17 protein-coding genes are annotated in these 23,011 nt (G+C 72.3%); 9 read left to right on the top strand and 8 right to left on the bottom strand.

Going from position 1 to position 23,011, the window contains the following annotated elements; genetic code table 11:
* The first annotated feature begins 17 nt into the window (after nt 1-17).
* Nucleotides 18-800, top strand: coding sequence for a TIGR04222 domain-containing membrane protein (locus ACZ51D_RS16115; RefSeq protein WP_360506145.1), 783 nt, complete (start codon nt 18-20; stop codon nt 798-800).
* A gap of 115 nt (nt 801-915) precedes the next feature.
* Here ACZ51D_RS16115 and hemQ read toward each other — a convergent pair whose 3' ends face one another.
* Genes hemQ through ACZ51D_RS16100 form a run of 3 tightly spaced genes read right to left on the bottom strand, consistent with a single transcriptional unit; the run spans nt 916 to nt 3,693 of the window.
* Nucleotides 916-1,641 carry a hydrogen peroxide-dependent heme synthase gene (gene hemQ, locus ACZ51D_RS16110; protein ID WP_465620909.1) on the bottom strand — a complete coding sequence of 242 codons (726 nt, stop codon included), beginning with the start codon at nt 1,639-1,641 and terminating at the stop codon, nt 916-918.
* Nucleotides 1,638-3,068, bottom strand: a complete 1,431-nt coding sequence (gene hemG / locus ACZ51D_RS16105; RefSeq protein WP_465620908.1) for a protoporphyrinogen oxidase — start codon at nt 3,066-3,068, stop codon at nt 1,638-1,640. The genes hemQ and hemG overlap by 4 nt, the downstream gene beginning before the upstream one ends.
* Before the next feature lie 34 nt (nt 3,069-3,102).
* The gene (locus ACZ51D_RS16100) at nt 3,103-3,693 is read right to left on the bottom strand and encodes a Uma2 family endonuclease (RefSeq protein ID WP_465662605.1); all 591 of its coding nucleotides are present in this window, start codon (nt 3,691-3,693) and stop codon (nt 3,103-3,105) included.
* A gap of 55 nt (nt 3,694-3,748) precedes the next feature.
* Between ACZ51D_RS16100 and ACZ51D_RS16095 the strand changes: the two genes are divergently transcribed.
* Nucleotides 3,749-4,189, top strand: coding sequence for a 2-thiouracil desulfurase family protein (locus tag ACZ51D_RS16095; RefSeq protein WP_360506156.1), 441 nt, complete (start codon nt 3,749-3,751; stop codon nt 4,187-4,189).
* A 39-nt stretch (nt 4,190-4,228) separates the two neighbouring features.
* Here the strand turns inward: ACZ51D_RS16095 and hemE are convergent, their stop codons facing one another.
* Nucleotides 4,229-5,242 carry a uroporphyrinogen decarboxylase gene (hemE, locus tag ACZ51D_RS16090; RefSeq protein ID WP_360506233.1) on the bottom strand — a complete coding sequence of 338 codons (1,014 nt, stop codon included), beginning with the start codon at nt 5,240-5,242 and terminating at the stop codon, nt 4,229-4,231.
* A gap of 236 nt (nt 5,243-5,478) precedes the next feature.
* Between hemE and ACZ51D_RS16085 the strand changes: the two genes are divergently transcribed.
* The 5 genes from ACZ51D_RS16085 (at nt 5,479) to ACZ51D_RS16065 (ending at nt 12,345) form a co-directional block, all read left to right on the top strand.
* Nucleotides 5,479-6,141, top strand: a complete 663-nt coding sequence (locus tag ACZ51D_RS16085; protein ID WP_465623108.1) for a DUF3000 domain-containing protein — start codon at nt 5,479-5,481, stop codon at nt 6,139-6,141.
* Nucleotides 6,142-6,461: 320 nt separating this feature from the next.
* Nucleotides 6,462-7,187, top strand: a complete 726-nt coding sequence (locus tag ACZ51D_RS16080; RefSeq protein WP_360506162.1) for a response regulator transcription factor — start codon at nt 6,462-6,464, stop codon at nt 7,185-7,187.
* 289 nt (nt 7,188-7,476) lie between these two features.
* Nucleotides 7,477-8,739: an HRDC domain-containing protein gene (locus tag ACZ51D_RS16075; RefSeq protein ID WP_465662603.1), complete on the top strand. Its 1,263-nt coding sequence runs from the start codon at nt 7,477-7,479 to the stop codon at nt 8,737-8,739.
* Nucleotides 8,740-8,995: 256 nt separating this feature from the next.
* Nucleotides 8,996-10,213: a thiolase family protein gene (locus tag ACZ51D_RS16070; protein ID WP_360506168.1), complete on the top strand. Its 1,218-nt coding sequence runs from the start codon at nt 8,996-8,998 to the stop codon at nt 10,211-10,213.
* A gap of 2 nt (nt 10,214-10,215) precedes the next feature.
* Nucleotides 10,216-12,345 (top strand): 3-hydroxyacyl-CoA dehydrogenase NAD-binding domain-containing protein, encoded by a 2,130-nt coding sequence (locus tag ACZ51D_RS16065; protein WP_360506171.1) that lies wholly within the window; start codon nt 10,216-10,218, stop codon nt 12,343-12,345.
* Nucleotides 12,346-12,457: 112 nt separating this feature from the next.
* Here the strand turns inward: ACZ51D_RS16065 and ACZ51D_RS16060 are convergent, their stop codons facing one another.
* From ACZ51D_RS16060 to ACZ51D_RS16050, 3 genes are all read right to left on the bottom strand, one after another.
* Entirely contained in the window at nt 12,458-13,984 is a 1,527-nt protein-coding gene (locus tag ACZ51D_RS16060; RefSeq protein ID WP_465662601.1) for an ArnT family glycosyltransferase, read from the bottom strand.
* Between the two features lie 170 nt (nt 13,985-14,154).
* Nucleotides 14,155-16,059, bottom strand: coding sequence for a 1-deoxy-D-xylulose-5-phosphate synthase (gene dxs / locus ACZ51D_RS16055; RefSeq protein ID WP_360506177.1), 1,905 nt, complete (start codon nt 16,057-16,059; stop codon nt 14,155-14,157).
* A 313-nt stretch (nt 16,060-16,372) separates the two neighbouring features.
* Entirely contained in the window at nt 16,373-17,551 is a 1,179-nt protein-coding gene (locus ACZ51D_RS16050; protein ID WP_360506180.1) for an ROK family transcriptional regulator, read from the bottom strand.
* A 586-nt stretch (nt 17,552-18,137) separates the two neighbouring features.
* Here ACZ51D_RS16050 and ACZ51D_RS16045 point away from each other — a divergent pair.
* Nucleotides 18,138-19,820, top strand: a complete 1,683-nt coding sequence (locus ACZ51D_RS16045) for an outer membrane protein assembly factor BamB family protein (protein ID WP_465623103.1) — start codon at nt 18,138-18,140, stop codon at nt 19,818-19,820.
* Nucleotides 19,821-20,046: 226 nt separating this feature from the next.
* Entirely contained in the window at nt 20,047-22,626 is a 2,580-nt protein-coding gene (gene pepN, locus ACZ51D_RS16040; RefSeq protein WP_465662600.1) for an aminopeptidase N, read from the top strand.
* A 137-nt stretch (nt 22,627-22,763) separates the two neighbouring features.
* Here the strand turns inward: pepN and ACZ51D_RS16035 are convergent, their stop codons facing one another.
* Entirely contained in the window at nt 22,764-22,991 is a 228-nt protein-coding gene (locus ACZ51D_RS16035; protein ID WP_380653591.1) for a hypothetical protein, read from the bottom strand.
* Nucleotides 22,992-23,011 lie beyond the last annotated feature (20 nt).

The raw sequence follows: 23,011 nt of genomic DNA, 5'->3' as shown, positions 1-23,011 counted from the left end.
AGGCATAGAACAAGGCCATGTGGTTGCTGTTCCTGATACCGGCCTGTGTCGCGGCGGTGCTCTCCTGCCTCCGGCTGGTCCGAATGACCGCCACCGCCGACGCCCTGGCCGAACAGGACGGGCTGCGCCCACCGGAAGCCGTCGGCATCGGGCTCTACGAGACCGCCTACCTGGCCGGCGGCCCGGACCGGGTGGTCGAACTGGCCCTCGTCCTGATGGCCGGCCGGGGCCGGCTGCACCTGGCGCACACCGGCTGGACCACCGTGGTCGACCCCAGGGGCCGCAGCCGCCTGGAACGGGCCGTCATCGCCACCGTCGGCCCCGAGGGCCAGTGCCGCACGGACGAGCTGCGCCGGGCGATGGCCGAGCACCCCACCGTGCTGGAGATCGGCGCCCGGCTCTCGCTGGCCGGCCTGGCCACCCCGGCCCTGGTGCAGCGCAACACCGTCGTGGTGGTCCGGCAGGTCCGGCACGCGCTGCTGCTGTCGCTGCTCCTGCTGGCCGTCTCGCTGGCCGTCAGCGGCTTCACCGGCGGTGACACCCTCGCCCCGCTCGCCTGGTTCTCGCTGCCGCTGGTGCTCACCTCGGGCACCCTGCTGATGGCCCGGGTCGACGTCTACCCCTACACCCGCTGGGCCTCCCCGATCGGCCAGGAGGTGCTGCGCGAGGTCCGCCCGGCCCGCCAGCGCGGCCTCGCCGACGACGAGGAGCGCGAACTGCTCACCGCCGTCGCCATGAACGGCCCGGCCGTCCTCCCCGACGCCCGCCTGCGCGCCGCCCTGCGCCCCCACCGCACCTGAGCCCGCCGCCCGGGCCCGCCCGGGCGTCACCACGGCGCGTCACAACGGGCGTCACAACGGCGGAGGCCGGTTCCCCGTACGTAGGGGAACCGGCCTCCGAAGGAACCGCGGTCGCTCAGACCAGGCCGTTCAGCAGCTCGCTGACCGGCTTGCGGCGGCCGGTGAAGAACGGCACCTCCTCGCGGACGTGCAGCCGGGCCCGGGACGGGCGCAGGTCGCGCATCAGGTCGACGATCCGGTGCAGCTCGTCCGCCTCGAAGGCGAGCAGCCACTCGTAGTCGCCGAGCGCGAACGAGGCGACCGTGTTGGCCCGCACGTCCGGGTAGCCGCGCGCCATCTTGCCGTGCTCGGCGAGCATCGCGCGCCGCTCCTCGTCCGGCAGCAGGTACCACTCGTAGGAGCGCACGAACGGGTACACGCAGACGTAGTCGCGCGCGCGCTCGTCGGCCAGGAAGGCCGGGATGTGCGACTTGTTGAACTCGGCCGGGCGGTGCAGCGCCATGTTCGACCAGACCGGCTCCAGGTGGCGGCCCAGGCCGGTGCGACGGAAGCGGTTGTACGCCTCCTGGAGGTCGTCCGAGTCCTCGGCGTGCCACCAGACCATGATGTCGGCGTCCGCGCGCAGAGCGGAGACGTCGTACGTGCCGCGCACGGTCACGTCCTTCGCGGCCAGCTGCTCGAACAGCTCGTCCACCTCGGCGGCCAGGGCGGCGCGGTCCTCGGGCAGGGCGCCCTTGAGCTTGAACACCGACCACATCGTGTAGCGGATGACCTGGTTCAGGTCGCGCGCCTTCTTCTTCTCGGGCCGCTGCTCCGGCTCCCGCTCAACGCTCTCAGTCATGCGCCCATTGTCCTCTCCGTGGAACCTTCCCCGGTCGCCGGGGTCAACAGTCTGTCGACGGCGGCCACCGCGGCGGCCGCCGATCCGATGCACGCCGGAATGCCCACCCCGTCGTACGCGGCGCCGCACAGCGCCAGCGCGCCCACCCGCTCGGCCGCCGCCCGGACCCTGGCCACCCGGTCCGGGTGACCCACCGGGTACTGCGGCAGGCCGGCCGTGAAGCGTGAGACGAAGGTGTCGTACGGCCGGGCGGTCAGCCCGATCGCCTCCCGCAGGTCCGCCAGCGAGCGGGCCACCAGCTCCTCGTCCGGCAGGCCCAGCGCCTCCTCCTCGCGGTGCCGGCCCAGCGAGGTGCGCAGCAGGAACGCGTCCGGCGCGGAGCGCTCCAGCCAGCCCCACTTGTTGGAGGAGAAGGTCGACGCCTTGATCCGCCGCCCGTCCACCGGCGGCACCAGGAACCCGCTGCCGCTGGGGAGTTCGGCCAGATCGGAACGCCGGAACGCCAGCGTCACCAGCGCCATGCCCGCGTACTCGACGGTGTCCAGCTCGACGGCGGCCGCCGGGGCGTCCGCGCGCAGCAGCCGGGCCGCGGCCGGGGCCGGGACCGCCAGCACCACGGCGTCCGCGTGCAGCACCTCGCCGCCGGTCACCACCCGCCAGCCGTCGGGGGTGCGGCGCAGCTCGTCCACCGGGGCGTCCGTGCGCAGGTCCACACCCGCCTTGACGCAGGCCGCGGCGACCGCCTCCGGCAGGGTGCCGAGGCCCCCGCGCAGACCGTTGAACACCGGGCTACCGACCACCTGCGGCCGGGACGCCAGCTCGTGCACCCCCTCGACCAGCGAACCACCGCCCCGGGCGATCGCCAGCAGCTGCGGTACGGCGGCGCGCAGCGAGATCTCGTCGGCGCGACCGGCGTAGACGCCGCCCAGCAGCGGCTCGACCAGCCGGTCCACCACCTCCCGGCCCAGCCGGTCGGCGACGTAGCGGCCGATCGCGACGTCCTCCCCCACCTCGGTCGGCTCCTCGTGCCGGGCCCGCTCCAGCCCCTCCGCGGTGAGCACCCCGGACGCCGCCAGCGCCTCCAGGTCGCCCGGCACCCCCATCACCTGCCCGCCCGGCAGCGGCCGCAGCGCCCCGCGCGTCCAGATCGCCGCCTTCGCGGTGGTCGGCGGCTCCAGCTCCTCCCCCAGCCCGACCGCCCGCGCCAGCTCCACCGCCTCCGGCCGCCGGGCCAGCACCGACTCGGCCCCGAGGTCCACCCGGACCCCGCCGACCTCCCCGCCCCACAGCTTCCCGCCGACCCGCCCCGACGCCTCCAGCACCGTCACCCGCGCCCGCGGCGCACCCCCGGCCGCTCCGCTCAGAAAAGCGGCCGCAGCCAGCCCCGCGATCCCACCACCGACGACGACGACCCGTGCATCCGACATGCCTCGCAGTCTCGCAGGTCCTTACACCGAACCCTCAATCCCCCGCTCGCTTCGACCGGGGCACAAGCCCAGCGAGATCGACGGCGACGGGGAACGGCACCGGCCGTTCCAGCGTGCCCCGGAAGATCCCGGCAGCCACGTACGTGGAGGTCGGGACGTCCAATTCATAGACGTGCACGACCGGCAAGCCGTCCTCCTCCTCGACGATCCAGTAGTGCGGGATACCCGCTTCGGCGTACTTGCGGACCTTTACAGTGCGGTCGCGATGGGCGGACTCAGGGGAGACGACCTCCACGACGAGCACCACGTCAGCGGGGGCGTACCAGGTCCGGTCCGGGTCGTACGCCGCGGTGGCTACCACCACGTCAGGCTCCGGCCGGTTGCGCGGGTCAAGCTTGATTGTCATCTCACGCTCGGCGACCGTTCCATCAGGAACCGAGTGCTCCAACACGGCGGTTAGCCGCGACACCACCTGACTGTGCCACGAGCGCTGCGGGGACATCATGAAGGCCAGGGCTCCATCGATCAGTTCGGTGTGCCGCGGCGCCTGCGGCAGGTGGTCGAGGTCGTCGGCGAACCAACCCTCGTCTCTGGGGGCGTACATCCAGTCCGGCAGCTCACTCATGACCCCAAGATAGCGAGTTCAAGGACACGAGGAACCGCCGCTTAGGGTGTGTGCTATGGAGCCGATCATGGTGAGTGCGTGTCTGGCCGGCGTGCCGTGCCGGTACGACGGGCGGGCGAAGACCTCCGAGGGTGCGCTGCGCCTGGTGGAGGAGGGGCGGGCCGTGGTGGTGTGCCCGGAGGGGGCGGGCGGGTTGCCGACGCCGCGGCCGCCGGCGGAGATCGTGGGCGGGGACGGCGCGGACGTGCTGGACGGGCGGGCGCGGGTGGTGGACGCGACCGGGGCGGACTGCACCGGGGAGTTCCTGGCCGGCGCCCGGGCGGCGCTCGCCGCCGCGGAGGCGGCGGGGGCGCGGCGGGCGGTGCTGATGGCGCGCAGCCCGTCGTGCGGCTGCGGGCAGGTGTACGACGGGACGTTCACCGGGGAGCTGCGCCCCGGAGACGGGGTGACGGCGGCGCTGCTGCGGCGCGCGGGGATCGAGGTCACCGCCGGGTAGCGGGCCCCCGGGATCCGGAGGCCCGCCACCGTGGAGGGGTCAGCGCGCGCTGGCCTCGTGGACGAAGGCAACGAGCCGGCTGAGCGCGTCCGGGTCCATGGACGGCATGACGCCGTGGCCGAGGTTGAAGATGTGGCCGCTGGTGCCGAGCGCCTCGGCGGCCTGCAGCACCTCGCGGGCCTTGGCCTCCACGACCTCGGTGGGCGCGAACAGCACCGCCGGGTCAAGGTTGCCCTGCAGGCCCTTGCCGGGGCCGACCCGCTCGGCGGCGACGTTCAGCGGCACCCGCCAGTCGACGCCGACGATGTCCGCGCCGGCCTGGCCCATCAGACCGAGCAGTTCGCCGGTGCCGACGCCGAAGTGGATGCGCGGCACGCCGTACCCGGCGACGGCGTCGAAGACCTTGGTGCTGGCCGGCATCACCGAGCGGCGGTAGTCCTCCGGCGCGAGCGAGCCGACCCAGGAGTCGAACAGCTGGACCGCCGAGGCGCCGGCCTCGATCTGCACCTTGAGGAAGGCCGAGGTGATGTCGGCGAGCCGGTCCACGAGGGCGGCCCACAGCTCGGGCTGCCCGTACATCATGGCCTTGGTGTTCTCGTGGTTCTTGGACGGGCCGCCCTCGACCAGGTAGCTGGCCAGCGTGTAGGGCGCGCCGGCGAAGCCGATCAGCGGGGTCTCGCCGAGTTCGTCCACCAGCAGGCCGATGGCCTCGGTGATGTAGGGGACGTCGTCCGGCTCGAGCGGGCGCAGCCGCTGGAGGTCGTCGAAGGTGCGGATCGGGTCGGCGATGACGGGGCCGATGCCGGGCTTGATGTCGACGTCGATGCCGACCGCCTTGAGCGGCACCACGATGTCGCTGAAGAAGATCGCGGCGTCCACCTTGTGCCGGCGCACCGGCTGCAGGGTGATCTCCTTGACCAGCTCGGGCCGCATGCAGGACTCCAGCATGGGGATGCCCTCGCGGACCTTCAGGTACTCGGGCAGCGAGCGGCCGGCCTGGCGCATGAACCAGACGGGCGTGTGCGGCACCGGCTCCTGCCGGCAGGCGCGCAGGAACGCGGAGTCGTACGCGGCGCCGCGGCGCGCGGGGGTGGTCCGGCCGTTGTTCGAGGCCGCCGTCGGGTCTGCCGTAGTCTCGCTCACGCGTCAAATCTTCGCACGCGTCCCGGGGACCCCTTCCCGGCCGGTCTCGTCGGTTCCTCCAAGATCTGCCCGGGTTTGCCGTTCCGGCACGCCGCTGGGAGAGAAGTTGCGGCGATAACCCGGGTTTTCGACCTAGTCTTCGGGTCATGGCAGCGGTCGGAGGGCACCCCGCACAGGGTGGCGGAGCAGGTGGCGGAACGGGTCGCGAGGGGGCGCCGAGCGAGTTCCGGGCTGCCGTGGCGGCCCTTGACGGGGCCCGGTTGCGGCCCGAGGTGCAGCTCTCCCCCGCGCCGGCGCCGCGTCGGCTGGCCCCGCACGCCTTCGCGGTGACCGCCGCGGTCGAGGTGGATGGCGAGGAGTTGGCGGACGGCCGTCTGGTGCTGCTGTACGACCCGGCCGGACAGGAGGCCTGGAACGGTGAGTTCCGGGTGGTCACGATGACCCGGGCCGAGCTGGAGCCGGAGATGGCCGGCGACCCGATGCTCTGCGAGGTCGGCTGGGCCTGGCTGCTGGACTCACTGCAGGCGCACGGCGCCGGGTACGCGGAGCCGTCCGGCACGGTGACCAGGTGCGCGTCCCAGTACTTCGGCGGTCTGGCGGACCGCCCGTCGTCGACCGAGATCGAGATCCGGGCGTCCTGGACCCCGGCCGACGGCCGTTTCGAGCGGCACCTGGCGGCCTGGGCGGACCTGCTCTGCATCAGCGCCGGCCTGCCGCCGGTCGCACCGGCGCCGCAGGGGCCCGCCGAGGTGCCGTCACTCGGTGGAGTGGTCCCGATGCCCGCCAGGCGACGCCCGCGGCCGCACTGACGGGTGGCGTCGGGGCTCGTCGACCGCGGGCGGCCGGACGCCACTCCCAGGACTGACGGAGTGTGACTTCGGACCCGCTCTGTGTCAATTAACCGGTCGATACCGACCGATCAGCATCGAATCTGATCGATTTTGTGCGAATACCAAGCATGTCGCATCAATCATTTGCGCGATTTGTCCGTATTGTTACTCACTAGATCGTGATCTTTTGCTAAAGCCGGGCACGGTTGCTGCCGAAGCAGACTGTGACCCTTTCCGAACGCGGAACACTCCGACCGCCCCCATCGGGGTTCCGTCCGCCACTCCCCGCAGGAGGCCTGGTGTCGGTCCTTCTTGAGCACCCCGCAAACGTGGTCGCCTACCGCCCGACCAAGCCCACCGCCATGGTGGTCATCGCCGATCCCCGCGTCCGAAACACCGTCACCCGTCACCTGTGGGCGCTCGGCGTCCGGGACGTGATCGAGGTGTCCTCGATCGCCGAGGCCCGCCCCCGGGTCTCCACCCCACGCGACATCTGCGTCGCCGACGTACACCTGCCCGACGGCTCCGGGCTGACCATCCTCGCCGAGACCCGCGCCGCGGGCTGGCCCAACGGCCTGGCACTGTCCGCCGCCGACGACATCGGCGCGGTCCGCAGCGCGCTGGCCGGCGGCGTCAAGGGCTACGTGGTCACCGGCACCCGGACGAACGTCGCGATGCCGGGCCGCCCGGGCATGCCGCTCGGCGCCGCCGGGCTGGCCGGCCGGATGCGCCGCCCCGGGATGCCGGGCATGCCGGGAGCCACCGGTGCACCGGGAGCCCCCGGAGCCCCCGGTGCGCCCGGTGCCCCGGGCCCCCAGCAGGCCGCCTACCGCGAACTGTCCGGCCGCGAGGTCGAGGTGCTGCGGCTGGTCGCCGAGGGGCAGTCGAACAAGGCGATCGGCGTGGCAATGGGCCTGTCGGCGCTCACGGTGAAGAGCCACCTCGCCCGGATCGCCCGCAAGCTGGGCACCGGCGACCGCGCCGGCATGGTCGCCGTCGCGCTGCGCACCGGGATCATCCACTGAGCCGAGCGCTCCGGACCGCCGCGGCGGCCGAGGAGGAACGTTTCCTCCTCGGCCGCCGCGCCGTTGCCTGGGCCCCCTCAGCAAGCGGGCGAGCACCCGACGCGAGCGGGTGAGTCCCCGCCCCGAGACACCCTTGAGGCGAGCGGGTGAGTCCCCGCCCCGAGACACCCTTGAGGCGAGCGGGTGAGTCACTGGGCGCCCCGGAGGCGAGCGGGCGACTAAGGGGTGAGTATCCGTCTGACCAGTCCGACAACACTCCCGGTCGCGAGGTCCGTCGTACCCTTGGGGGGTGACCGACGCCGTAGCAGCCATCCCAGAAGAAGCAGCCCCGGTCCCGCTCCTCGAGCCGAAGGAGGGGATCCCGCCCGTCGTGGCGGACGAGCAGGCGCTGGCCGCCACGATCGCGGCCTTCGCCGCGGGCACCGGGCCTGTCGCCGTCGACGCCGAGCGCGCCTCCGGCTACCGCTACGGGCAGCGCGCGTACCTCATCCAGCTGCGCCGCGCGGGCTCCGGCTCCGCCCTGATCGACCCGATCGCCTGCCCCGACCTCAGCGCGCTCAACGCCGCCCTCGAGGACGCCGAATGGGTGGTGCACGCCGCCACCCAGGACCTGCCCTGCCTGGCCGAGGTCGGCATGAGACCCCGGCGTCTCTTCGACACCGAGCTGGCCGGGCGGATCGCCGGCTTCGCCCGGGTCGGCCTCGGACCGATGACCGAGAACGTGCTCGGCCTGAGCCTGGCCAAGGAGCACTCGGCGGTCGACTGGTCCACCCGCCCGCTGCCCGAGCCGTGGCTTCGCTACGCCGCTCTGGACGTCGAGGTGCTGGTCGAGCTGCGCGACGCACTCGAACAGGAGCTGGACGCCCAGGGCAAGCTCGACTGGGCCCTGGAGGAGTTCGCGGCGATCGCCGCCGCGCCCCGCCCGGCCCCGCGCACCGACCCGTGGCGGCGCACCTCGCAGTTGCACAAGGTCCGGCGGCGCCGCCAGCTGGCCGTGGTGCGCGAGCTGTGGCTGGCGCGCGACCGGATGGCGCAGGAGCGCGACGTCTCCCCTGGCCGGGTGCTCTCGGACGCCGCGATCGTCAACGCCGCGCTGGCCATGCCGCTGAACATCGCCTCGCTGCAGGCTGTCCAGGGTTTCGGGCCGCGGGTGCACCGGCGCCAGCTGGAGCAGTGGCTGGCCGCCGTGCAGCGCGGCCGGGAGATCCCGGAGGGCCAGCTGCCGCCGGCCGCCGCGCCGCACGACGGACCGCCGCCGCCGCGCGCCTGGGCGGAGAAGGACCCGGTGGCCGCCGCCCGGCTCTCCGGTGCGCGCAGCGCGGTCAGCGAGCTGGCCGAGCGGCACCACCTGCCGGCCGAGAACCTGATCACCCCGGACCTGGTCCGGCGGGTCTCCTGGGAGCCGCCGGCCGACCGCGGCCCCGAGGGTGTGGCCGCCGCGCTGCGCCGGCTCGGTGCCCGGCAGTGGCAGGTGGACCTGGTGGCGCCCGCGATGGCCGCTGCGTTCGCCTCGGCCGCGACCCCGGCGGCGACCTCGGCGGCCGAGGCCTGACCCCGGCAGGACCCCGGAGGGGATGCCGTCCGTACGGGCGGCATCCCCTTCGTCGTCCCCGCTCGCGCGCCCGCTCGTTGTACCCGGGGCAGCGTTCCTGGTCGGACGTGTCGCGGGACACACGGTCAGAACCGTCCGAGGGGCCTGGGCAGGTTGGTTACCGACGGGTAGCATGACCGTGAAGCGGCGCCGCTCGGGTCTTTCGCCGGCGGCAGCCTGCCCACCTCAAATGTTGGTCCCTGGGAGGAGAGCCCCCGTGCCTCGTACCGCGAGGGACGTCGTCTTCGTCGATGGCGTCCGCACCCCGTTCGGCAAGGCCGGCCCGAAGGGCATCTACCACGAGACGCGCGCCGACGACCTCGTCGTCAAGTGCATCCGGGAGCTCGTGCGCCGTAACCCGAACCTGCCCGTCGAGCGCATCGACGAGGTCGCCGTGGCGGCCACCACGCAGATCGGCGACCAGGGTCTGACCATCGGGCGCACCGCCGCCCTGCTGGCCGGCCTGCCGAAGTCCGTCCCGGGCTACTCGATCGACCGCATGTGCGCCGGCGCGCTGACCGCGGTGACCGCCACGGCCGGCGGCATCGCCTTCGGCGCCTACGACGTGGTCGTGGCCGGCGGCGTCGAGCACATGGGCCGCCACCCGATGGGCGAGGGCGTCGACCCGAACCCGCGCTTCGTCTCCGAGAAGCTGGTCGACGAGTCCGCCCTGTTCATGGGCATGACCGCGGAGAACCTGCACGACCGCTTCCCGCACATCACCAAGGAGCGCTGCGACGCCTACGCCGTGCGCTCCCAGGAGAAGGCCGCCAAGGCGTACGCCAACGGCGACATCCAGCCGGACCTGGTGCCGATCTCGATCCGCAACACCAACCCCGAGGTCGGCGAGACCGGCTGGGGCCTGGCCACCGTGGACGAGCCGATGCGCCCGGGCACCACGATGGAGTCGCTGGCGAACCTCAAGACCCCGTTCCGCCCGCACGGCAACATCACCGCGGGCAACTCGGCCGGTCTGAACGACGGCGCCACCGCCTCGCTGCTGGCCGCCGAGGACGTCGCCGAGGAGCTCGGCCTCCCGGTCAAGATGCGCATGGTCTCCTACGCCTTCGCCGGCGTCGAGCCCGAGGTCATGGGCATCGGCCCGGTCCCGGCCACCGAGAAGGCCCTGGCCAAGGCCGGTCTGACCATCGACGACATCCAGGCCTTCGAGGTCAACGAGGCCTTCGCCGTCCAGGTGCTGTCCTTCCTCGACCACTACGGCATCGCGGACGACGACGAGCGGGTCAACCCGTTCGGCGGCGCGATCGCCTTCGGCCACCCCCTGGCCTCCTCCGGCGTGCGCCTGATGAACCAGCTGGCCCGCCGCTTCGAGCAGCGCCCGGACGTCCGCTACGGCCTCACCACGATGTGCATCGGGTTCGGCATGGGCGGCACCATCATCTGGGAGAACCCCCACTTCGAGGGTGGTAAGTGAGCATGAGCAACACCACTGAGCTGCTCCAGCACGGCGCCGAGCTGTTCCCGGGCGAGGTCGTCACGACCGCCCACGTGCGCCACCTGGACCTGCCGCTGCAGGCCGGCAAGCTGGCCCTGATCACCCTGGACAACGGCTTCGACCACACCAAGCCGACCACCTTCGGCCCGGGCTCGCTGCTCAAGCTGTCCGCCGCGCTGGACCAGGTCGAGGCCGAGGCCGCCGAGGGCAAGATCGTCGGCGCCGCGATCACCGGCAAGCCGTTCATCTTCGCGGTCGGCGCCGACCTCAAGGGCGTCGAGCTGCTCAAGGAGCACGCGGACGCGCTGGCCATCGGCAAGGGCGGCCACGAGGTCTTCAAGCGGATCGCCGCGCTGCCCGTCCCCACCTTCGCCTTCTACAACGGCGCGGCGATGGGCGGCGGCGTCGAGGTCGGCCTGCACGCCACCTACCGCACGGTCAGCGCGGGCGTCCCGGCGTTCTCGCTGCCGGAGGTCTTCCTGGGCCTCGTCCCGGGCTGGGGCGGCTGCAGCATCCTGCCGAACCTGATCGGCCCCTCGAAGGCGATCAAGGTCATCATCGAGAACTCGATGAACCAGAACAAGCAGCTCAAGGGCAAGGACGTGTTCGAGCTGGGGATCGCCGACGCGATCTTCGAGCCGGCCGACTTCCTGGAGCAGTCGCTGCTGTGGGCCGCCAAGGTCCTCAAGGGCGAGGTCGTCGTCGCCCGCGAGGAGATCGACCGCGGCAAGGCCTGGGACGACGCCGTCGCCTGGGGCCGTCTGGTCGCCGACGCCAAGGTGCACGGCGCCGCGCCGGCCGCCTACAAGGCGCTGGACATCATCGCCCAGGTCAAGGACGCCGACCTGCAGGCGGGCTTCGACGCCGAGGACGCGGCCCTGGCCGACCTCATCATGAGCGGCGAGCTGCGCAGCGGCATCTACGCCTTCAACCTGGTGCAGCGCCGGGCCAAGCGCCCGGTCGGCGCGCCGGACAAGTCGCTGGCCCGCCCGGTCTCCAAGGTGGGCGTCGTCGGCGCCGGCCTGATGGCCTCGCAGCTGGCGCTGCTGTTCGCCCGTCGTCTGGAGGTGCCGGTGGTCCTCACCGACATCGACCAGGAGCGCGTCGACAAGGGCGTCGGCTACGTCCACGCCGAGATCGACAAGCTGCTCTCCAAGGGCCGCATCGGCCAGGACAAGGCCAACCGTCTCAAGGGCCTGGTCTCCGGCTCGCTCGACAAGGCCGCCGCCTTCGGCGACGCGGACTTCGTCATCGAGGCCGTGTTCGAGGAGATGGGCGTCAAGCAGACCGTCTTCGCGGACCTGGAGAACGTGGTCTCGCCGACCTGCGTGCTGGCGACCAACACCTCCTCGCTGTCGGTCACCGAGATGGCCTCGAAGCTGAAGCACCCCGAGCGGGTCGTCGGCTTCCACTTCTTCAACCCGGTCGCGATCCTGCCGCTGCTGGAGATCGTCCGCGGCGACAACACCGACGACGCGTCGCTGGCCACCGCCTTCGCCGTGTCGAAGAAGCTGAAGAAGACCTCGGTGCTGTGCAAGGACGCCCCGGCGTTCGTGGTGAACCGGATCCTCACCCGCTTCATGGGCGAGATCCAGAGCATCATCGACGAGGGCACCCCGATCGCCGACGTCGAGAAGGCCGTCGAGCCGCTCGGCCTGCCGATGTCCCCGATCGTGCTGCTGGAGCTGGTCGGCCCGGCCATCGCCCTGCACGTCTCGGAGACCCTGCGCGGGGCCTTCCCGGAGCGGTTCACCGTCTCCGAGAACCTCGCCAAGGTCGTCAAGGCCGGCAAGCGCGGCTTCTACACCTGGACGGACGGCCAGCAGGTCCTCGACCCCGAGGTGCTGGAGCTGCTGACCTTCGGCGACTCGGTGCTCACCGAGGAGCAGGTCCGCGCCCGCGCCCTGGAGGCCGTGGCCCAGGAGATCGGCCTGATGCTGGAGGAGGGTGTCGTCGCCGAGGCGCAGGACATCGACCTCTGCATGATCACCGGTGCCGGCTGGCCCTTCCACCTGGGCGGGATCACCCCGTACCTGGACCGTGAGGGCATCTCGGAGCGCGTGAACGGCAAGCCGTTCCTGGCCCCCGGCGTGGCCTCGGTGCCCGCGTAAGGCCCGGCGATACGACGGAGCCCCGGTGACCTGGTGGTCACCGGGGCTCCGTCGTCGTGTGCGACTCCGTCGTCGCGTGCGGGCTCAGCCGTTGTGTGCGGGGGCTGCGGGCTCAGTGCTTGAGGCGGTAGACCACGGTGTCGGCGAAGACGCCGACCATCTCGTAGTGGGTGTCCAGCAGGTTCTCGATCCGCGGGACCATGACCGGCTGGTACGGGGCGACGCCGGAGTCGTCGACCACGACCTCGGGCAGGCCGTTGGCCAGCTCCTTGTCGAAGGTCTGCCAGGCGTTGGAGACGCTGAACTGCTCGCCGACGTTGGCGCTGCCGTCCTTGCCGCCGCTGTAGTTGGTGAGGAAGCCGGCCGTCAGGTAGCGGCTGGCGGGCTTGCGGTCGGCCAGCCAGTACAGCTCGGGGTGCATGCCCCAGACCAGCACGGTGTCCTTGGGGGTGGTCTGGGCGGCGACGGCGGTGGCGACCTCGGTGGTGCGGTTGAGCCGCTCCCCGGGCCAGGCCAGCGCGAGGCCCCAGAACACCGTGGCGGCGACCGTGGTGTACAGCAGGACGGGCTTCCAGCGGATCGCCGAGGTGGCGACCGCCCCGGTGCCCAGCAGCACCAGCGGCGGGATCAGCTGCAGGTAGTAGTGGCCGAAGAAGTGGAAGCCCACGCTGACCGCGACGACCGAGGAGACCAGCCAGACCCACAGGTCGGTGGTCGAGCCGTGCTCCTCGCCGGCCACCGGCAGCGGGCGGTGGCGGTACTTGAGCCAGAGCCGGCGCCCGACCGGGAGCAGGAAGCCCAGGCCGGCCACGGCCAGGATGGCCGAGTTGCCGAGCGCGCGGCCGGCCATCTGCAGCCAGGCGCCCCCGAAGGAGGCGTAGTCGCCGCTGCCGGTGACCACCCAGAAGAGGAAGCCCTTGGGCTTGGTGAGGATCACCGCGACCAGCGCTATCGGCAGGATGAAACCGAACCCGATCTTGAACAGCGCGGGCGGCCAGCGCACCCCGCGCCGACGGGTGTCCTGGAAGAGCATCCAGAGCACCGGCAGCAGCACCGCGCCGCCGGTCTGCTTGGTCAGCGAGCAGAGCGCCACCGCGATGCCCGCGGCCAGCCAGCGGCGCCGCTCGGCGTACCGGAAGGCGGCCACCATGGCCGGCAGCATGAAGACCTCGAAGGTCGCCGCCTGGGTGTCCTCCGGGGAGAGCCCGATGGAGACCAGCAGGTAGAGCAGGCCCGCGCCGGCGCCGGCCCGGTTGCCCCAGCGGCCGCGGGCGATCGAGGCCAGCAGGATCGCGGTGACCAGGTGGGCCACCACGGCCAGGGTGCGCTGCGGCCAGAGCGAGGCGGAGCCGAAGACCGCGAAGCAGGCCTGGTAGAGCCAGGGCAGCAGCGGGGGCTTGCGGTCCACCACGGTGTCGTACAGCACTCCGCCGTCCGCCAGCATCCGGGCCTGGGTGGCCAGGAAGCCCTCGTCCGGGCTCCAGACGGGCCGGGCGAAGGAGGGGATGTGGGTGACCAGCGCGACCAGCGCGAGAACCGGCACCAGCCTGGTCCAGTACCCGGTTCGGACGTGGGTACGGACGCGCTCGGGCAGGCGCTCGGCCAGTCCGGCGGGGCGGATGCGGGTGGGGGTCGGCACGGTTGACAACCTACCGGGCGGGATCGGCGCGGGCGGCGCCGGTCCCGCCTTTCAGTACGATTGTCAGCTTGTTCCGTGACGAACTGTTACAGAGTTAGGACGAACGGTCGTCGCCGGAACGGCCCATCACCTGTCGGAATCAGGCGGTCGTTCCTTGTGACGACCTCCGGTCAGGCGTCGACCGGCGCCGCGTCCAGGCTGGCGACCAGGGCCGTCACCTTGCGGGCGATGTCCGGGGCATTCAGGCCGATCTCGGCCAGGATCTCGTTCCGGCTCGCGTGGTCCAGGAACTCCTGCGGAATGCCGAAGTCGCGCACCGGCAGATCCACGTCCGCGTCCCGCAGCGCCTGCGACACGGCGGCGCCGACGCCGCCGACCCGGCCGTTGTCCTCGATTGTGACGACCACCCGGTGCTCGGCGGCCAGGCCCGGCAGGGCCCGGTCCACCGGCTTGACCCAGCGCGGGTCCACCACGGTGGCGGTGACGCCCTGGGCGGCCAGCAGGTCGGCGACCTCCAGGCTGGTGGGGGCCATCGCGCCGACCGAGACGATCAGCACGTCGGCGCGGTGGGTGCCCGAGGGCTCCTCGGCGGCGCGCAGCACGTCCATGCCGCCGATCCGGCCGACCGCGGCGACGGGCGCACCGACCGTGCCCTTGGAGTACCGGACGACCGTCGGGGCGTCCTTGACCTCGACGGCCTCGCGCAGCTGGGCGCGCAGCTGGTCGGCGTCGCGCGGGGCTGCCATCCGCAGGGTCGGGATGACCTGCAGGATCGACATGTCCCACATGCCGTTGTGCGAGGCGCCGTCGGTGCCGGTGACCCCGGCCCGGTCCAGCACGAAGGTGACGCCCAGCTTGTGCAGGGCGACGTCCATCAGGACCTGGTCGAAGGCCCGGTTCAGGAAGGTCGCGTAGACCGCGAAGACCGGGTGCAGCCCGTTGGTGGCCAGGCCGGCCGCGCTCGTCACGGCGTGCTGCTCGGCGATGCCGACGTCGAAGGTCCGGTCCGGGAAGGCCTCCGCGAACGGGGCCAGGCCCACCGGGTGCAGCATGGCGGCGGTGATGCCGACGATGTCCTCGCGCTCGTGGCCGAGCGCGACCATCTCCTCGCCGAAGACCGAGGTCCAGTCCTTGCCCGAGTTCTTGACCGGCAGGCCGGTGTCCGGGTGGATCACGCCGACGGCGTGGAAGCGGTCCTCGTCGTTGTTCTCGGCGGCGTGGTAGCCGCGGCCCTTCTCGGTGAGGCAGTGCACGATGACCGGGCCGCCGAAGCCGCGCGCCTTGGTCAGCGCGGACTCCAGGGCGGTCAGGTCGTGGCCGTCGATCGGGCCGATGTACTTGAGGCCGAGGTCCTCGAACATGCCCTGCGGGGCGATGAAGTCCTTGAGGCCCTTCTTGGCGCCGTGCAGCGTCTCGAAGAGCTGCTGGCCGACCACCGGGGTGCGCTGCAGGGCGTCCTTGCCCCAGGAGAGGAAGCGCTCGTAGCCCTGGGTGGTGCGCAGCGTGGCGAGGTGGTTGGCGAGGCCGCCGATGGTCGGCGAGTACGAGCGCTCGTTGTCGTTGACGACGATGACGACCGGCAGGTCCTTGGCGTCGGCGATGTTGTTGAGCGCCTCCCAGGCCATGCCGCCGGTGAGCGCGCCGTCACCGATGACGGCGACGACCGGGTCCGCCTTGCCCTGGATCTTGTTGGCCTTGGCCAGGCCGTCGGCGTACGAGAGGACCGTGGAGGCGTGCGAGTTCTCGATCACGTCGTGCTCGGACTCGGCGCGCGAGGGGTAGCCGGACAGGCCGCCGCTCATCTTCAGCCGGGAGAAGTCCTGGCGGCCGGTGAGCAGCTTGTGCACGTAGCTCTGGTGGCCGGTGTCGAAGAGGATGCGGTCGCGCGGCGAGTCGAAGACCCGGTGCAGCGCGATGGTGAGCTCCACCACGCCGAGGTTGGGCCCGAGGTGTCCGCCCGTCTTGGAGACCTCGGTCACCAGGAAGGTCCGGATCTCCTGGGCCAGTGCGGCCAGCTGTCCGGGCGTGAGCCGGTCGAGATCGCGCGGTCCCCGAATGCGGGTCAGCAGGGCCACCCGTTCCTCCTCGTTCAGTGTTCGCGGACCGCGGGCGGTCCGACGGGCGTCGCTGCCCGGTCCGGCGGCAGGCCGGCGGTCGCGGCCGGTACCGACCGGTCGAGTCTAATGTCCGCTTGCCGGACACCGAGCGGCGCGCCCGGTGCCACCGTTCGGTTATCGCCATTCCGGGAGGTCGGCCGGGGGGTGCGGGTCACGCCGCATTGACGGACAGGCGTTCGATCGCCTTTATGTCGGTCGCCTTCGGGTCGGTTTCGGGGCGGTCGCCTTCGGGTCCGCCTTCAGGTCGGTTTCGGGGCGGTGACCGGCAGCGCTAGGCGCGGCCCAGGGCTCCGGACTCGCCCATCTCGCTCATCACCAGCGCCAGCGCGCCAAGCACCTCGGCCCGGCCGCCGAGGGTGCCGGGGACCACCGACAGCTGCCGGGCGGCGCTGGGGATGGCGTAGCGGGCCACCGAGTCCCGGATCGGGGCGAGCACCAGCTCACCGGCCTCGGCGAGGTCGCCGCCGAGGATCACCCGGCGCGGGTTGAGCAGGTTGCACAGGGTCGCGACGCCGGTACCGATCTGCCGGCCGGCGTCGGCGATCACCCGGCGGCAGCCGAGGTCGCCCTGGTGGGCCAGCTCGACCACCCGGGGGAGCGAGAGGTCCGGGCCGAGGGTGGAGGCGAGCAGGGAGAGCAGGTAGCGGGAGCCGACGAAGGTCTCCAGGCAGCCCCGGTTGCCGCAGCGGCAGACCGGCCCGGCCTCGTCCAGGGTGATGTGCCCGATCTCACCCGCCGTACCGCCCGGGCCGCGGTAGATCTGGCCGTTCACCACCAGGCCGGCGCCGACACCGCTGGCGATCTTGATGTAGGCGAGGTCGCTCAGCCCGCGGCCGGCCCCCCAGACCAGCTCGCCGAGCGCACCGAGGTTGGCGTCGTTGTCCACGTGCACCGGCATGCCGAGCCGCTCGCCCAGCTCCCGGCCGGGGGCGATGCCCGTCCAGCCGGGCAGGATCGCGGTGGAGCCGAGCGCGCCGGTCTCCACGTCGATCGGGCCGGGCACGCCGAGGCCGACACCGATCACCTTGTCCGGACGGAACCCGGCCTGCGCCAGCAGCCGCTCGACCATCGCCTCGGCCCGGTCGAAGCCCTGCTGGGCGGAGACGTCCACGTCGATCGGGGCGCTCTCCTCGGCCAGCACCCGGTGCGCCAGGTTGCCGACCGCGACCCGCAGGTGGGTGTGGCCGAAGTCGATGCCGACCACGATGCCGGCGTCGCCGCTGAGCGAGACACTGCGGGCCCGGCGGCCGCCGGAGGAGGTGTCGGCGACCACGACGGTGCCGCTCGCCTTCAGTTCCCGCACGATGTTGGACACGGTGGCCGCGGAGAGGCCGGTGCTGCGGGCGATCTCGGCCTGGGTCAGCGAGCCGGCCATCCGCACCGCGCGCAGCACCCGCTCCAGGTTCGCCCGGTGCAGGGATGACTGCGAGCCCGGTGTGTCCGTCGACATGATCCACCCTCCCAGGGCGGGGAACCCTCCGCCGGGTGTCCCCTTCAACTCCTGAAGGGTACGGCCCAGGGGCGGGGGTGGGGGTGTCGACGGGGACGGTCGGGTGCGGGAAGTGACAGCCCGGGGAGCCGGGTGGGGGCGGGGTGGGGACGGACGTTCGGCCGGGTGGGGGCGGGGAGTGGGGTGGGGCGCCGGGCGTTCGGCCGGGTGGTGCCGGGGTGTGGGGGGGGCCGGGCCGTGGGGGGAGGGGCCCGGGGTCACGCCGCGGTGTCGGGGGTGGGGGCCGGGTGATCGGGGGGTGAAGGTGTTGCACGGCCGGGACCTGCGAGGACGGGGTTCGGCGGTCCTGGCGGCGGCCGAAAACCACACACCACTAGCATGGTGCCCAATTCTCACCCGTCCCACCGGAACCGGGAACGGTACCGGCGCGGGGACGCTTCCAGACATGACGGGGAATCAGATGGCAGGGGATCACCCTACGCCGGGGGCAGGCGAAACGCCCGGCAACGGTCCGCAGGACAACCGGGGCGTCTCGTTCGGACGGCCGCCAGGCGGTGGCGTCGATCCGGCCGCCGTCGCGGACCAGATGACTCAGCTCGACGGCTCGGCCATCCCGGGCCCGGCCGCGCCCGCCGGGCCGCCGCCCGCACAGCCGCCGGCACCGCCCGCGCAGCCGCCCGTCGGTGGCGCCGACTACGCGGCGTACGCGCCGACCGCGGCCGGCGGCTTCCCCGCGCAGGCCCCGCCGCCGGCCGGTGCGCCGGTCGGTCCGTACGACCCGCCGGTCGGTCCGTACGACCCGGTGGCCGGTGCCCCGTACGGCCAGGACGGCGGGCAGGGCTACACCACCGGCGGCTACGCCTTCCCGCAGCAGCAGCCCGGGTACACCTACCCCGGCGCTCCCGCCGCTCCCACCGCGCCCAAGCAGCGCAACCCCGTGATGCTGTGGGGCGGGATCATCGGCGGTGTGCTGGCGATCGCGATCGTGGCCGCCCTGGTCGTCCTGCTCAAGGACGACCCCACCCCCACGCCGGGCCCGAACCCGGGCCCCGTCGCCGACGGCGGCACCACCGACGGCGGCTCCGGTGGCACCAGCCCCGGTCCCGTCGTCAAGGGCGCCACCTTCAACGTCGCCTGGAGCGCCCCCAAGGGCGCCAACACGGACAGCTCGAACCAGATGCTCGGCGTCTGGGGCACCGACAAGCTCGCCATCCGCGTCGACAGCAGCGGCGTCAAGGCCTACAACCTGACGGACGGCAAGGAGGCCTGGACCATCCCCGTCCCGGCCGGCAGCAAGGAGATCTGCACCGCCTCGTACGGGGCCAACTCCAAGGGCATCGCCGCCATCGCCTTCAACACCGGTGACAGCGACTGCTCCACCATCGGCGCCGTCGACCTCAACCAGGGCAAGCTGCTCTGGAGCGTCAAGGCCTCGGCCGACCGGATGTCCTCGCCGACCCTGAGCGTCACCGACAACGTCGTCGCCATCGGCGGCAGCACGGTCGGCGCCCTGAACATCGCCAACGGCCTGGCGGCCTGGCAGTTCCAGCCGCGCGACAAGGACTGCAGCCTGCACGGCCGGGCGGCCGGCGCCCAGATCGCGGTCAGCGACCGCTGCTACGGCGGCAGCGGCCCGAAGTCCCAGCTCGTCATCGTGAACGCCGAGACGGGCAAGGCGGCCAGCACGCCGATCACCCTGACCGGCAGCATCGAAGAGGTCGACCAGGTCGTCCAGGACAAGCCGCTCGTCCTGCTGATGTCCAGCGGCCCGCAGGGCGACTACATCCTGCCGTTCGACAAGGACAACAAGCCGGGCAACCAGATGTCCGTCAAGGAGCCCGGCTCGGACAGCCTGCGCCTGTCCGGCCAGGGCGAGGCCCTCACCCGGAACGTGGTCAGCGGTTCCACGCTGTACGTCCAGGTCAGCGGAACCAAGCCGGGCATCAACGCCTACGACCTGAACACCGGCAAGCGCCTGTGGGCGGCCGCCGCCACCTCGGCCAGCAACGACATGCGCCTGGTCTCCGGCACCGACAAGGACGGCAAGGTCCGCGCCGTCGTCGAGCAGGGCTACGACAAGCCGGCCCGCCTGGTGACGCTCTCCCCGACCGACGGCTCGATGACCGACATCGGCACCATCGCGATGCCGAACGGCCTGGACATCGGCACCAGCACCTCCGAGTACCTCATCTCGGACGACGGCAGCGCGGTGTACGCCTTCCGTCGCTACAGCGCCACCGACGGTCCGCTGACCAAGTGGAAGAAGTGACGCCGGGGGCATGACCCCTCGTCGCGGCCCACGCGGGCGCGACGGACGCGGACGTGGCCGACGCGGGCGCGGCCGATGACGTAGTGACCGATGAGGCCGCGACCGCACACGGGCGGGGCGGGCACGGGCGAACAGCCCGGGCCCGTCCCGCCCGTGAATTTTCGGCGGTCCGATGCGTTGGACATGCGAGGATTCGGACCATCAGCCTGACAAAGGAGTGCAGCGAGTGCCCGGCACAAACCTGACCCGCGACGAGGCCCGCACCCGGGCCGATCTGCTCCGCGTGGACGCGTACGACATCGAGCTCGACCTGGGCTCGGCCCGCGACGGTGGCACCTTCCGGTCCACCACCGTGGTCCGGTTCACCGCCACCACGCCCGGCGCGGACACCTTCATCGACCTCGTCGCCCCGAGCGTCGAGGAGATCACCCTCAACGGCGTCTCGCTCGACCCGGCGAGCTTCGCCGACAGCCGCATCCCGCTGCCGAACCTGGCCGCCGAGAACGAGCTGCGGATCGTCGCCGACTGCGCGTACACCAACACCGGTGAGGGCCTGCACCGGTTCGTCGACCCGGTCGACGGCGAGACCTACCTGTACACCCAGTTCGAGGTGCCGGACGCCCGCCGGGTCTTCGCCACCTTCGAACAGCCCGACCTGAAGGCCACGTTCGCGTTCACCGTGACCGCTCCCAAGGGCTGGGTCGTGGTCTCCAACTCGCCGACCCCGACCCCGGTCGGCGACGGCGACACCCAGGTCTGGACGTTCGAGCCCACCGGCCGGATCTCCAGCTACATCACCGCACTGGTCGCCGGCCCGTACGTCGGCGTCTTCGACAGCTACGAGAACGGTGAGCAGAAGGTGCCGCTGGGCATCTACTGCCGGCCCTCGCTGCGCGAGTTCCTCGACCCGGAGGCCATCTTCGAGGTCACCAAGCAGGGCTTCGACTACTTCCAGGAGAAGTTCGACTTCCCGTACCCGTTCGCGAAGTACGACCAGCTGTTCGTCCCGGAGTTCAACGCCGGCGCGATGGAGAACGCGGGCGCCGTCACCCTCCGCGACCAGTACGTGTTCCGCTCCAAGGTCACCGACGCCGCGTACGAGTCCCGCGCCGCGACGATCCTGCACGAGCTCGCCCACATGTGGTTCGGCAACCTCGTCACCATGGAGTGGTGGAACGACCTCTGGCTGAACGAGTCCTTCGCCACCTTCGCCGAGGCCGTCTGCCAGGCCGAGGCCCCCGGCTCCAAGTGGCCGAACTCCTGGACCACCTTCGCCAACCAGATGAAGACCTGGGCCTACCGGCAGGACCAGCTGCCGTCCACCCACCCGATCATGGCCGACATCAACGACCTGGAGGACGTCCAGGTCAACTTCGACGGCATCACCTACGCCAAGGGCGCCTCGGTGCTCAAGCAGCTGGTGGCCTACGTCGGCCAGGACGCCTTCTTCCAGGGCGTGCAGGCCTACTTCAAGCGCCACGCCTGGGGCAACACCCGGCTCAGCGACCTGCTCGGCGCCCTCGAGGAGGCCAGCGGCCGCGACCTCAAGGCCTGGTCCAACTCCTGGCTGGAGACCGCCGGCATCAACGTGCTGCGCCCCGCCATCACGCTGAACACCGACGGCGAGATCGAGTCCTTCGCCGTGCTGCAGGAAGCCCCCGCGCTGCCCGCCGGCGCCAAGGGCGAGGCCGTGCTGCGGCCGCACCGCATCGCGGTCGGCCTGTACGAGCTGAACGGCGACGCGCTGGTGCGCACCGACCGGATCGAGCTGGACGTCGACGGCCCGCGCACCGAGGTGCCCGAGCTGGTCGGGCGTCACCGCCCGGCCGTCGTCCTGCTGAACGACGACGACCTCTCGTACGCCAAGATCCGGCTCGACGAGGACTCGCTGGCCGTCGTCACCGAGCACCTCGGCGGCTTCACCGACTCGCTCCCCCGCGCGCTGTGCTGGGCCTCCGCCTGGGACATGACCCGCGACGGCGAACTCGCCGCCCGCGACTACCTGGCGCTCGCGCTGTCCGGCATCGGCCGCGAGTCCGACATCGGCGTCGTGCAGTCCGTGCACCGCCAGGTCAAGCTCGCCCTCGACGGGTACACCGACCCGGACTGGCGCGAGGAAGGCCTCTCCCGCTGGGCCGCCGCCGCCGAGGAACACCTGCGCGCCGCCGAGCCCGGCAGCGACCACCAGCTGGCCTGGGCCCGCGCCCTCGCCTCGGTCGCCCGCACGGACGGTCAGCTCGAGCTGCTCGCCGGGCTGCTGGACGGCTCCGTCGAGATCAAGGGCCTCGCGGTCGACACCGAGCTGCGCTGGACGCTGCTCACCCGCCTCGCGGCCACCGGCCGCGCGGACGAGGCCCTCATCGCCGCCGAGCTGGAGCGCGACAACACCGCGGCCGGCCAGGAGCACGCGGCCACCTGCCGCGCCGCCCGGCCGACCGCCGAGGCCAAGGCGCAGGCCTGGGCGTCGGTGGTGGAGTCCGACACGCTGACCAACTACGTGCAGGAGGCCGTCATCGCCGGCTTCCAGCAGTCCGACCAGCGCGAACTGCTCGCGCCGTACGCGGAGAAGTACTTCGCGGCGGTGAAGGGCATCTGGGAGACCCGCAGCCACGAGATCTCGCAGCAGATCATCGTCGGGCTGTACCCGGCGCTGCAGGTCACGACCGCGACGCTGGAGACCACCGACGCCTGGCTGGCCTCGGCCGAGCCGGCGCCGGCGCTGCGACGCCAGGTCGTCGAGTCGCGGGCCGGGGTCGAGCGCGCGCTCAAGGCCCAGGCGGCGGACCGGGCGGCCGGGAGCCGCTGACCGGCTCTGCGCCTCTCGACTGAGGCTGGAACCGCCGAAGGGGCGCCGGACGGATCGTCCGGCGCCCCTTCGGGGTCGTGCGGGTCGTGCGGGTCGCGCGGGCCGTGCGGGTCCTGGTGGACCTTCGGGCGCGGTGGTTACTTCTTCTTGCCCTTGCCGTACGGCAGACCGGCCAGCGCCGCGATGACCACGAAGGCGACGATCGGGAGAAACACGTACAGGCCGAGGGTCTGGCCGACGCTCAGGCCGGAACCGGGGTCGTCACCGTCATCCCTGGTGAAGGCCATGGCGGGCGACGACAGCAGCATCATCAGCGTGACCGTTGCGGAGACCGCGCCGGCTCGCAAAGCGTTCCTCTTGTCCACGTTTCCAACTTACCCGCCGC

The organism is Kitasatospora sp. NPDC033851, from assembly GCF_055576085.1.
Note: the sequence above shows the minus strand (reverse complement) of the source record. Positions and strands in the feature narration are given on the sequence as shown.

Bases quoted from the DNA above. Each gene is read 5' to 3' on its own strand.
- ACZ51D_RS16115 (WP_360506145.1), top strand. From the start codon at position 18: ATGTGGTTGCTGTTCCTGATACCGGCCTGTGTCGCGGCGGTGCTCTCC.
- hemQ (WP_465620909.1), bottom strand. From the start codon at position 1,641: ATGACTGAGAGCGTTGAGCGGGAGCCGGAGCAGCGGCCCGAGAAGAAG.
- hemG (WP_465620908.1), bottom strand. From the start codon at position 3,068: ATGTCGGATGCACGGGTCGTCGTCGTCGGTGGTGGGATCGCGGGGCTG.
- ACZ51D_RS16100 (WP_465662605.1), bottom strand. From the start codon at position 3,693: ATGAGTGAGCTGCCGGACTGGATGTACGCCCCCAGAGACGAGGGTTGG.
- ACZ51D_RS16095 (WP_360506156.1), top strand. From the start codon at position 3,749: ATGGAGCCGATCATGGTGAGTGCGTGTCTGGCCGGCGTGCCGTGCCGG.
- ACZ51D_RS16085 (WP_465623108.1), top strand. From the start codon at position 5,479: ATGGCAGCGGTCGGAGGGCACCCCGCACAGGGTGGCGGAGCAGGTGGC.
- ACZ51D_RS16065 (WP_360506171.1), top strand. From the start codon at position 10,216: ATGAGCAACACCACTGAGCTGCTCCAGCACGGCGCCGAGCTGTTCCCG.
- ACZ51D_RS16050 (WP_360506180.1), bottom strand. From the start codon at position 17,551: ATGTCGACGGACACACCGGGCTCGCAGTCATCCCTGCACCGGGCGAAC.
- ACZ51D_RS16045 (WP_465623103.1), top strand. From the start codon at position 18,138: ATGACTCAGCTCGACGGCTCGGCCATCCCGGGCCCGGCCGCGCCCGCC.